10 protein-coding genes, 4 tRNA genes and 2 rRNA genes (1 of these 16 running past the window's edge) are annotated in these 10,466 nt (G+C 54.1%); all 16 read right to left on the bottom strand.

The window, feature by feature from the left end:
• Positions 1 to 202: 202 nt before the first annotated feature.
• Positions 203 to 568: a 50S ribosomal protein L7/L12 gene (gene rplL / locus J3P91_RS24630; RefSeq protein WP_003206098.1), complete on the bottom strand. Its 366-nt coding sequence runs from the start codon at positions 566 to 568 to the stop codon at positions 203 to 205.
• 78 nt (positions 569 to 646) lie between these two features.
• On the bottom strand, positions 647 to 1,147 hold the full coding sequence (gene rplJ / locus J3P91_RS24635; protein ID WP_003206099.1) for a 50S ribosomal protein L10: 501 nt from the start codon (positions 1,145 to 1,147) through the stop codon (positions 647 to 649).
• Between the two features lie 197 nt (positions 1,148 to 1,344).
• Positions 1,345 to 2,040 carry a 50S ribosomal protein L1 gene (gene rplA / locus J3P91_RS24640; RefSeq protein WP_030138521.1) on the bottom strand — a complete coding sequence of 232 codons (696 nt, stop codon included), beginning with the start codon at positions 2,038 to 2,040 and terminating at the stop codon, positions 1,345 to 1,347.
• On the bottom strand, positions 2,040 to 2,471 hold the full coding sequence (rplK, locus tag J3P91_RS24645; RefSeq protein ID WP_003176435.1) for a 50S ribosomal protein L11: 432 nt from the start codon (positions 2,469 to 2,471) through the stop codon (positions 2,040 to 2,042). The genes rplA and rplK overlap by 1 nt, the downstream gene beginning before the upstream one ends.
• Before the next feature lie 117 nt (positions 2,472 to 2,588).
• Positions 2,589 to 3,122: a transcription termination/antitermination protein NusG gene (gene nusG / locus J3P91_RS24650; RefSeq protein WP_010443972.1), complete on the bottom strand. Its 534-nt coding sequence runs from the start codon at positions 3,120 to 3,122 to the stop codon at positions 2,589 to 2,591.
• 9 nt (positions 3,123 to 3,131) lie between these two features.
• Positions 3,132 to 3,500: a preprotein translocase subunit SecE gene (gene secE, locus J3P91_RS24655; RefSeq protein WP_024776457.1), complete on the bottom strand. Its 369-nt coding sequence runs from the start codon at positions 3,498 to 3,500 to the stop codon at positions 3,132 to 3,134.
• Between the two features lie 45 nt (positions 3,501 to 3,545).
• A tRNA-Trp gene (locus J3P91_RS24660) sits at positions 3,546 to 3,621 on the bottom strand.
• 53 nt (positions 3,622 to 3,674) lie between these two features.
• A complete protein-coding gene (tuf, locus tag J3P91_RS24665) occupies positions 3,675 to 4,868 on the bottom strand; it encodes an elongation factor Tu (protein WP_003186103.1) in 1,194 nt (397 codons plus the stop codon).
• A gap of 84 nt (positions 4,869 to 4,952) precedes the next feature.
• A tRNA-Thr gene (locus J3P91_RS24670) sits at positions 4,953 to 5,028 on the bottom strand.
• Between the two features lie 26 nt (positions 5,029 to 5,054).
• Positions 5,055 to 5,128: transfer RNA gene (locus tag J3P91_RS24675), tRNA-Gly, on the bottom strand.
• Between the two features lie 24 nt (positions 5,129 to 5,152).
• A tRNA-Tyr gene (locus J3P91_RS24680) sits at positions 5,153 to 5,237 on the bottom strand.
• A 142-nt stretch (positions 5,238 to 5,379) separates the two neighbouring features.
• On the bottom strand, positions 5,380 to 5,835 hold the full coding sequence (locus tag J3P91_RS24685; protein ID WP_434571469.1) for a hypothetical protein: 456 nt from the start codon (positions 5,833 to 5,835) through the stop codon (positions 5,380 to 5,382).
• 8 nt (positions 5,836 to 5,843) lie between these two features.
• The gene (locus J3P91_RS24690) at positions 5,844 to 6,593 is read right to left on the bottom strand and encodes a pantothenate kinase (protein WP_434601989.1); all 750 of its coding nucleotides are present in this window, start codon (positions 6,591 to 6,593) and stop codon (positions 5,844 to 5,846) included.
• Positions 6,583 to 7,539 (bottom strand): bifunctional biotin--[acetyl-CoA-carboxylase] ligase/biotin operon repressor BirA, encoded by a 957-nt coding sequence (gene birA / locus J3P91_RS24695; protein ID WP_434601991.1) that lies wholly within the window; start codon positions 7,537 to 7,539, stop codon positions 6,583 to 6,585. The genes J3P91_RS24690 and birA overlap by 11 nt, the downstream gene beginning before the upstream one ends.
• 132 nt (positions 7,540 to 7,671) lie before the next feature.
• Positions 7,672 to 7,787 (bottom strand): 5S ribosomal RNA (gene rrf / locus J3P91_RS24700).
• 149 nt (positions 7,788 to 7,936) lie between these two features.
• Positions 7,937 to 10,466, bottom strand: a 23S ribosomal RNA gene (locus J3P91_RS24705) (it continues 362 nt past the right edge of the window).

Consider the following 10,466-nt stretch of genomic DNA (forward strand, 5'->3'; position numbering starts at 1 on the left):
TCACCTGCTTGTTTGGCCCCTCCCGACGGGAGCAGCCAGAAAATCGTGCAAACCCCTTGGTTTGCGCCACCACATCGGGTGGTTACAGCGCGTGATCAGCACCGACCCAGTCGGCTGCCAATAACGGAAAAAGGCCGGTGGCAAGAGCCACCAGCCATCAGCCTGTCGCTTAACGCTCGGGCTGGAGACGCAAAGTCGATGCTTACTTCAGCTCGACTTTAGCGCCTGCTTCTTCCAGTACTGCTTTGGCTTTGTCAGCTGCGTCTTTGGCAACAGCTTCCAGAACCATGGCAGGAGCGCCGTCAACTACAGCCTTGGCTTCTTTCAGGCCCAGACCGGTCAGTTCACGTACTGCCTTGATCACGTTAACTTTCTTCTCGCCAGCTTCGGTCAGCATGACGTTGAATTCGGTTTGCTCTTCAGCAACGGCAGCAGCAACAGCTGGACCAGCGGAAGCAGCAGCAGCGGTAACACCGAATTTTTCTTCGAAAGCTTTGATCAGTTCAACAACTTCCATTACGGACATGTTGCCAACGGCTTCGAGGATATCGTTTTGAGAGATAGACATGACTCTAAATTCCTGGATTGGGGGACGGCCTACGCGACCATCGAAATAAACAAAAAACGCGAAAAGGAGTGTCGAGCCTTAGGCTGCGGCAGCTTCTTTCTGGTCGCGCAGTGCCGCCAGAGTACGAGCCAATTTGCTGGTTGCGCCTTGAATCACGCTCATCAGCTGAGAAATTGCTTCGTCACGGGTCGGCAGAGTTGCCAGTACGTCGATCTGGTTAGCTGCGAGGAACTTGCCCTCGAACGCAGCTGCCTTAATCTCGAACTTGTCCTGACCTTTGGCGAATTCCTTGAACAAACGGGCAGCAGCGCCTGGATGTTGGGTGGAGAACGCGATCAAGGTCGGGCCGGTGAACACGTCGTTGAGAACACTGTATTCAGTGTCAGCAACAGCGCGCTTGAGCAGGGTGTTACGTACAACACGTACGTAAACGCCAGCTTCACGAGCCTCTTTACGGAGTCCGGTCATAGCGCCTACTGTTACGCCACGGGCATCAGCCACGACAGCGGACAGAGCAGCTTTGGCAGCCTCGTTGACTTCAGCGACGATGGCCTTCTTGTCTTCGAGTTTAATTGCCACGGGTTTAACTCCTGCTTGTTACCGTTTCATCCGATCGAAACCGAATGTCGTTTTGGTGTCTGATTCGGTAAGGAACCGGGAGCACCATCTGCGTAGGCTTGTGGTTTAAGACTTGCGTCGCCTACGGTCTTGGACAGCCCCCGCCAGGCAGGGACCCCAATATGTGATTGGCGCAATCGCTTGCGCCAACCTGAGTCTTACGCGTCGAGCGAGCTCTGATCGATGATCAGACCTGGGCCCATAGTGGTGCTCAGGGTAACGCGCTTGACGTAGATACCTTTCGAAGAAGCTGGCTTGATACGCTTCAGATCAGCGATCAGGGCTTCAACGTTTTCCTTCAGCTTGACGGCGTCGAAGCCGATCTTGCCAACGGAAGTGTGGATAATGCCGTTTTTGTCGGTGCGATAACGAACCTGACCAGCCTTGGCGTTTTTAACCGCGGTGGCTACGTCTGGAGTTACGGTACCAACCTTAGGGTTAGGCATCAGGCCACGTGGACCGAGGATCTGACCCAACTGGCCTACAACACGCATGGCATCCGGGGATGCGATCACGACGTCATAGTTCAGGTCGCCGCCTTTCATTTCGGCAGCCAGGTCGTCCATGCCTACGCGATCAGCGCCAGCAGCCAGAGCAGCTTCAGCTGCAGGGCCCTGGGTGAACACGGCAACACGTACGGTCTTGCCAGTGCCGTGTGGCAGCACGGTAGCGCTACGGACGACCTGGTCGGATTTACGTGGGTCAACGCCCAGGTTTACAGCAACGTCGAACGACTCGCTGAACTTGACAGTCGACAGCTCGGCCAGCAGAGCGGCGGCGTCTACAAAGTTGTAGGCCTTGCCTGCTTCGATTTTGCCGGCGATAGCCTTTTGACGCTTGGTCAGCTTAGCCATTACACACCCTCCACGTTAAGGCCCATGCTACGAGCAGAACCGGCGATAGTACGCACGGCTGCATCCATATCAGCTGCAGTCAGATCCGCGTTTTTGGTTTTCGCGATTTCTTCCAGCTGAGCACGGGTAACGGTGCCAACCTTAACGGTGTTTGGACGAGCGGAACCGCTGGTCAAACCTGCAGCCTTCTTCAGCAGAACCGAAGCAGGGGTGCTTTTTGTTTCGAAAGTGAAGCTACGGTCGCTGTAGACAGTGATGATCACTGGAGTCGGCAGACCTGGCTCAAGACCCTGGGTACGGGCGTTGAAAGCCTTGCAGAATTCCATGATGTTCACGCCATGCTGACCCAGTGCAGGACCAACGGGCGGGCTTGGGTTAGCCTGAGCGGCCTTCACTTGCAGCTTGATGTAAGCGGTAATCTTCTTGGCCATGAGGCACTCCAATTACGGGTTCGAACGCCTCGAAAGGCTCCCCGGTTGCTTGCGCGTTTATCCCAGTGACGACAAAACCCCACAGCCTTGGGCTGCGGGGTTGGGATGCCTGCTCAATCAGACCTTTTCGACCTGACTGAACTCCAACTCTACCGGAGTAGAGCGACCGAAAATGAGCACTGCCACTTGGATCCGGCTCTTTTCGTAGTTAACTTCTTCGACCGTACCATTGAAATCGGCGAATGGACCATCAGTGACCCGTACAACTTCACCTGGTTCAAACAACGTCTTCGGCTTCGGCTTGTCGCTACCATCAGCGACGCGACGCAGAATTGCTTCTGCCTCTTTGTCAGTGATCGGCGCAGGCTTGTCGGCGGTTCCGCCGATGAAGCCCATCACCCGAGGGGTATCCTTGACCAAGTGCCAAGTCCCTTCGTTCATATCCATCTGTACCAGCACATAGCCTGGAAAGAACTTGCGTTCACTTTTGCGCTTCTGGCCGTTACGCATCTCCACCACTTCTTCAGTGGGGACCAGAATCTCGCCGAAGCCATCTTCCATGCCAGCCAGCTTTACGCGCTCTATCAGCGAGCGCATTACATGCTTCTCGTAACCCGAGTAAGCATGCACAACGTACCAACGCTTAGCCACGGGACACCCTTAGCCAACAATCAAGGAAACAAGCCAGCCGAGCAGGGAATCAAGCCCCCACAACAGCAACGCCATTACCAGAACAACAGCCACAACGATCAACGTGGTCTGCGTGGTTTCTTGGCGAGTCGGCCATACGACTTTACGAATCTCGGTGCGAGCTTCCTTAGCGAGTACAAAGAAAGACTTGCCCTTGGCTGTTTGCAGGCCTACAAAGGCAGCAACAGCAGCAATAGCAAGCAATGCAAGTACGCGGTACAGGATCGGCGAAGCAGAAAAATACTGATTGCCAACAACGCCAACAACCACCAAAGCGACTACCACTAGCCACTTGAGCAGATCGAAGCGAGAGCCTTGAGCTTCAGCTTTAGGAGTCATCTATGAAGATCCTGTGAAAAGAAAGCCAGACACACCAAGTGAATCTGGCAGGTCAGGAGGGAATCGAACCCCCAACCTACGGTTTTGGAGACCGTCGCTCTGCCAATTGAGCTACTGACCTAAAACAAAATCAGGCCGACCATTATGCCGGCCCGAAAAAGACATTACAACTATTTACTCGATGACCTTGGCTACGACGCCGGCGCCGACGGTACGACCGCCTTCACGGATAGCGAAACGCAGACCGTCTTCCATCGCGATGGTCTTGATCAGAGTGACAGTCATCTGGATGTTGTCACCTGGCATTACCATTTCAACGCCTTCTGGCAGCTCGCAGTTACCAGTCACGTCAGTTGTACGGAAGTAGAACTGTGGACGGTAGCCTTTGAAGAACGGAGTATGACGGCCGCCTTCTTCCTTGCTCAGAACGTAAACTTCTGCGGTGAACTTGGTGTGCGGCTTGACGGTGCCCGGCTTGACCAGAACCTGGCCACGCTCAACGTCGTCACGCTTGGTGCCGCGCAGCAGCACGCCGCAGTTCTCGCCAGCACGACCTTCGTCGAGCAGCTTGCGGAACATCTCAACGCCGGTGCAGGTAGTTTTCTGAGTGTCGCGCAGACCGACGATCTCAACTTCTTCCTGGATACGGACGATGCCACGCTCAACACGACCAGTCACAACAGTACCGCGACCAGAGATCGAGAATACGTCTTCGATTGGCATCAGGAACGGCTTGTCGATAGCGCGCTCAGGCTCTGGGATGTAGCTGTCCAGAGTCTCAACCAGCTTCTTGACCGCAGTGGTACCCATTTCGTTGTCGTCTTGGCCGTTCAGAGCCATCAGAGCCGAACCGATGATGATTGGAGTGTCATCACCAGGGAAATCGTAAGTGCTCAGCAGGTCACGCACTTCCATCTCAACCAGTTCCAGCAGCTCAGCGTCGTCAACCATGTCAGCCTTGTTCAGGAAGACAACGATGTACGGAACGCCTACCTGACGGGACAGCAGGATGTGCTCACGAGTTTGCGGCATCGGACCATCAGCGGCCGAGCAAACCAGGATCGCACCATCCATCTGGGCAGCACCGGTGATCATGTTTTTTACGTAGTCAGCGTGACCTGGGCAGTCAACGTGCGCGTAGTGACGCACGGCCGAATCGTATTCAACGTGAGCGGTGTTGATGGTGATACCGCGAGCTTTTTCTTCCGGGGCGCTGTCGATCTTGTCGAAGTCAACCTTGGCCGAACCGAAAACTTCGGAGCAGACACGGGTCAGAGCAGCGGTCAGCGTGGTTTTACCGTGGTCGACGTGACCAATGGTACCAACGTTGACGTGCGGCTTATTACGTTCGAACTTTTCCTTAGCCATCGAAATCACCCCTAGGAGAAGAATTTAGCGATTCACACGAGCCATTAAAACAAAGGCAGATATTTTCATATCTGCCTTGTAATATGGAGCTCTTGAGCGGATTTGAACCGCTGACCTCACCCTTACCAAGGGTGTGCTCTACCAACTGAGCTACAAGAGCAAAACACTTTGCACAACCTGCAAACTTGGAGCGGGTAGCGGGAATCGAACCCGCATCATCAGCTTGGAAGGCTGAGGTTCTACCACTAAACTATACCCGCGGAGCTTGCAGCTCACGCTAAAAATGGTGGAGGGGGAAGGATTCGAACCTTCGAAGTCGTAGACGTCAGATTTACAGTCTGATCCCTTTGGCCGCTCGGGAACCCCTCCTAAGCGAGCCGGCATTCTATATCATGCCAGCCTTCTGTCAAGCATTTTCTCATAAAAAACCTGAGGTTAGCTGCGTTGACGCCGCTTCGTACCGATGACCGTTAAAGGTCTTCACTGCGAAGCGGGCGCCATTCTATGCAAACTACCCAGCAGGCGCAACCCCTTCGCAAGGCATTATTTTATGTTTTAACTCATTGAAATCTTTGGAAAGGTTTTGAAGCAGCACCTCATTCATCTTCGCCGCGCTGTCCGGTGGAACCTGGACCCAGAATCCACCAGACTCTGGAGACGCTGGCGAGCTAAACGTAACGGTACGGCCCGCAACCCCCGAAGAAGCCAGTCGCTGCTCCAATTGCCTGGCCAGCTCCGGGCGAACGAAGCCACCCAGGTAATTGCAGTTCTTTTGCCCTTCACTCGATTTACCCGGCTCACGCCTGACTAGCGCATCCGCCGTCTCGCTCAAGAGATGAATGTCTTGCTGCGAACCCCGATACAGGCTCAGCGGAGTGACATCCTTGGCGCGAAGCGGGACCTCCTGCTGATGCCAGATGTAATAGAAGCCATTTAAAACCAGCAACAATAAAAACAGCCACCGCATAGAAAACCTCAAGACAAAGGACAAGCCATCGCCAAACCAACAAAAACCAGGTCAGGCACCACCTTGGCATCTGGAACAACCCCGGAAACCAGATCGGCATCCCCTCCCGTTAGAAACACCTCGAAATCCTCTCCCCAATATTGCCGCGCCAATTCGAGCTGAGTCAGCACGAAGCCTCTCAACATCAGCATACAACCACGCTCCACCGCCTCGACCGTTGCCCTGCCAGGAGCAAGACTCTCGTGAGCCCGTTCTGCAGCAGTATCGTCATAGCGGATTCGCCGGGTATGGGTACGTAACTGGTTACGCATCAGAGGCATCCCAGGGCAGATGAACCCTCCCAAGTGCTGCCCGTCAGGCGCTACGAAATCTGCCGTGATTGCCGTACCAAAATCCAGAACCAGGCATGCGCCCGAAGCCAGGTGGTACCCACCGAGCAAAGCCAGCCATCGATCAAGCCCCAAGCGCTCATAGTCTTCATAACCGTTTGTAACGCCCGCCATCTCTTGGGTAGGTGTTGCGCGAGCCACGGAGACCCCAAATGTCTCTACCAGGGAGGCGACCAACGAATCGGTCTCCTCAGGAGTCCTGACGCTGACAAGACGGCATTTCTTCAGCTGAAATTTATCTGAGCCTGTCAGGCTCGCGAGCAAATCGCTATCCGAGCCGACTACCCCACCGCCGACAGGGGTGACGCCATCTGCACGAACAACACGCCACTTGATAAAACTGTTGCCGCAATCAAGCTCAAGAATCATCACGCAACCTCAAGCTGAGCTCGCCACCACTGAATATCTTTTCCACACCATCCACCTTCAAACGCAGCGCACCTTGGCGATCAATGCCCATCACCACGCCGTCGATACGATTGATACCGGCAATCAGCGACACAGCCCGCCCCTGCCACAAATGATATTGCTCCCACTCCAACTGGATCGCTGCAAATCCCGACGCATGATGCAGCTCCAGATACCCCTGAAGCTTTCCACTCATTCGCGCCACCAACTCGTTCCGGTCAAAATCACGACCCGCTTCAAGGCTCATGGACGTCCACTGCTGATCAACCTCATCAGTCGATTGCATATTCACGTTTACGCCGACACCCAGGACAACGTGACAAACGTCCGCAGGGTCCCCTACCAGCTCAAGCAGTATGCCGGCGATTTTCTTTTCACCTACCAACACATCGTTAGGCCACTTTAGCCCTGCCTCAACAACTCCCATATCACGCAACGAATGCATGACGGCGAGCCCAACGACAAGACTGAGCCCCTCAATCTGCCGCATGCCACCGTCAATGCGCAGCACCAGACTGTAATAGAGATTTTCGGCGAATGGACTGACCCATCTGCGGCCGCGACGTCCCCGACCGGCTATTTGCCGCTCGGCCAGAACAAGGAATGGCGCTTCCACCCCACGCCCGATGGACCGCAGCGCTTCGGCATTGGTGGAGTCAATGGAATCAAACAGGTGAACAGGCCACTCACAGCCTTCTGCCGCGCGGATTTCGGCCGCACCCAAAAGCAACAGCGGCTTCGCCAGGCGATACCCCTTGCCCCGAACCTTATGTACAGACAAGCCTAATTCCGCCTCCAGGTGCTGCAATTGTTTCCATACCGCACTACGACTGATACCTAACCCAGCACCCAGCGCCTGGCCCGAATGGAAACGGCCGTCCTTCAGAAGTTTTAGCAACGTGAGCATACGAACTGCGCCTGATAACGAGGCCCGCATGATAGCCATGCACAAGACGGTTGCATAGAAACACCCAAGCGCTTTCCTGCGGGCAAAACAAAACCCCTACCTGCGTCAGCAGATAGGGGTTTCGGAATTTAATCTTGACGATGACCTACTCTCACATGGGGAAACCCCACACTACCATCGGCGATGCATCGTTTCACTTCTGAGTTCGGGATGGGATCAGGTGGTTCCAATGCTCTATGGTCGTCAAGAAATTCGGTAGCCAGTGCGTGCCTTGCGGTCACGTTCCAGCGAATGGGTATGCGATAGTTTGTGGGTTTTGACTCGAACTTTCGGTTCATCTCGTCTTCACACACCGCAATCTGGCCTCTTTCGAGTCTACAGATTGCTTGGGTGTTATATGGTCAAGCCTCACGGGCAATTAGTACAGGTTAGCTCAACGCCTCACAGCGCTTACACACCCTGCCTATCAACGTCGTAGTCTTCGACGGCCCTTCAGGGGACTCAAGGTCCCAGTGAGATCTCATCTTGAGGCAAGTTTCCCGCTTAGATGCTTTCAGCGGTTATCTTTTCCGAACATAGCTACCCGGCAATGCCACTGGCGTGACAACCGGAACACCAGAGGTTCGTCCACTCCGGTCCTCTCGTACTAGGAGCAGCCCCTCTCAAATCTCAAACGTCCACGGCAGATAGGGACCGAACTGTCTCACGACGTTCTAAACCCAGCTCGCGTACCACTTTAAATGGCGAACAGCCATACCCTTGGGACCGGCTTCAGCCCCAGGATGTGATGAGCCGACATCGAGGTGCCAAACACCGCCGTCGATATGAACTCTTGGGCGGTATCAGCCTGTTATCCCCGGAGTACCTTTTATCCGTTGAGCGATGGCCCTTCCATACAGAACCACCGGATCACTAAGACCTACTTTCGTACCTGCTCGACGTGTCTGTCTCGCAGTCAAGCGCGCTTTTGCCTTTATACTCTACGACCGATTTCCGACCGGTCTGAGCGCACCTTCGTACTCCTCCGTTACTCTTTAGGAGGAGACCGCCCCAGTCAAACTACCCACCATACACTGTCCTCGATCCGGATAACGGACCTGAGTTAGAACCTCAAAGTTGCCAGGGTGGTATTTCAAGGATGGCTCCACGCAGACTGGCGTCCACGCTTCAAAGCCTCCCACCTATCCTACACAAGCAAATTCAAAGTCCAGTGCAAAGCTATAGTAAAGGTTCACGGGGTCTTTCCGTCTAGCCGCGGATACACTGCATCTTCACAGCGATTTCAATTTCACTGAGTCTCGGGTGGAGACAGCGCCGCCATCGTTACGCCATTCGTGCAGGTCGGAACTTACCCGACAAGGAATTTCGCTACCTTAGGACCGTTATAGTTACGGCCGCCGTTTACCGGGGCTTCGATCAAGAGCTTCGCGTTAGCTAACCCCATCAATTAACCTTCCGGCACCGGGCAGGCGTCACACCCTATACGTCCACTTTCGTGTTTGCAGAGTGCTGTGTTTTTAATAAACAGTCGCAGCGGCCTGGTATCTTCGACCGGCGTGGGCTTACGCAGCAAGTGCTTCACCCTCACCGGCGCACCTTCTCCCGAAGTTACGGTGCCATTTTGCCTAGTTCCTTCACCCGAGTTCTCTCAAGCGCCTTGGTATTCTCTACCCAACCACCTGTGTCGGTTTGGGGTACGGTTCCTGGTTACCTGAAGCTTAGAAGCTTTTCTTGGAAGCATGGCATCAACCACTTCGTCACCCAAAGGGTAACTCGTCATCAGCTCTCGGCCTTAAGATCCCGGATTTACCTAAGATCTCAGCCTACCACCTTAAACTTGGACAACCAACGCCAAGCTGGCCTAGCCTTCTCCGTCCCTCCATCGCAATAACCAGAAGTACAGGAATATTAACCTGTTTTCCATCGACTACGCTTTTCAGCCTCGCCTTAGGGACCGACTAACCCTGCGTCGATTAACGTTGCGCAGGAAACCTTGGTCTTTCGGCGTGGGTGTTTTTCACACCCATTGTCGTTACTCATGTCAGCATTCGCACTTCTGATACCTCCAGCAAGCTTCTCAACTCACCTTCACAGGCTTACAGAACGCTCCTCTACCGCATCACTTGCGTGATACCCGTAGCTTCGGTGTATGGTTTGAGCCCCGTTACATCTTCCGCGCAGGCCGACTCGACTAGTGAGCTATTACGCTTTCTTTAAAGGGTGGCTGCTTCTAAGCCAACCTCCTAGCTGTCTAAGCCTTCCCACATCGTTTCCCACTTAACCATAACTTTGGGACCTTAGCTGACGGTCTGGGTTGTTTCCCTTTTCACGACGGACGTTAGCACCCGCCGTGTGTCTCCCATGCTCGGCACTTGTAGGTATTCGGAGTTTGCATCGGTTTGGTAAGTCGGGATGACCCCCTAGCCGAAACAGTGCTCTACCCCCTACAGTGATACATGAGGCGCTACCTAAATAGCTTTCGAGGAGAACCAGCTATCTCCGAGCTTGATTAGCCTTTCACTCCGATCCACAGGTCATCCGCTAACTTTTCAACGGTAGTCGGTTCGGTCCTCCAGTCAGTGTTACCTAACCTTCAACCTGCCCATGGATAGATCGCCCGGTTTCGGGTCTATTCCCAGCGACTAGACGCCCTATTAAGACTCGCTTTCGCTACGCCTCCCCTATTCGGTTAAGCTCGCCACTGAAAATAAGTCGCTGACCCATTATACAAAAGGTACGCAGTCACCCAACAAAGTGGGCTCCCACTGCTTGTACGCATACGGTTTCAGGATCTATTTCACTCCCCTCTCCGGGGTTCTTTTCGCCTTTCCCTCACGGTACTAGTTCACTATCGGTCAGTCAGTAGTATTTAGCCTTGGAGGATGGTCCCCCCATATTCAGACAAAGTTTCTCGTGCTCCGTCCTAC

It is taken from the genome of Pseudomonas sp. Z4-7 (assembly GCF_051131965.1).
In the GTDB taxonomy this organism is placed as follows: domain Bacteria; phylum Pseudomonadota; class Gammaproteobacteria; order Pseudomonadales; family Pseudomonadaceae; genus Aquipseudomonas.

What these genes read in the sequence shown, in the direction of transcription:
- rplL (WP_003206098.1), bottom strand. Translation starts at nt 568, where the DNA reads ATGTCTATCTCTCAAAACGATATCCTCGAAGCCGTTGGCAACATGTCC.
- rplA (WP_030138521.1), bottom strand. Translation starts at nt 2,040, where the DNA reads ATGGCTAAGCTGACCAAGCGTCAAAAGGCTATCGCCGGCAAAATCGAA.
- rplK (WP_003176435.1), bottom strand. Translation starts at nt 2,471, where the DNA reads ATGGCCAAGAAGATTACCGCTTACATCAAGCTGCAAGTGAAGGCCGCT.
- secE (WP_024776457.1), bottom strand. Translation starts at nt 3,500, where the DNA reads ATGACTCCTAAAGCTGAAGCTCAAGGCTCTCGCTTCGATCTGCTCAAG.
- tuf (WP_003186103.1), bottom strand. Translation starts at nt 4,868, where the DNA reads ATGGCTAAGGAAAAGTTCGAACGTAATAAGCCGCACGTCAACGTTGGT.
- J3P91_RS24685 (WP_434571469.1), bottom strand. Translation starts at nt 5,835, where the DNA reads ATGCGGTGGCTGTTTTTATTGTTGCTGGTTTTAAATGGCTTCTATTAC.
- J3P91_RS24690 (WP_434601989.1), bottom strand. Translation starts at nt 6,593, where the DNA reads ATGATTCTTGAGCTTGATTGCGGCAACAGTTTTATCAAGTGGCGTGTT.
- birA (WP_434601991.1), bottom strand. Translation starts at nt 7,539, where the DNA reads ATGCTCACGTTGCTAAAACTTCTGAAGGACGGCCGTTTCCATTCGGGC.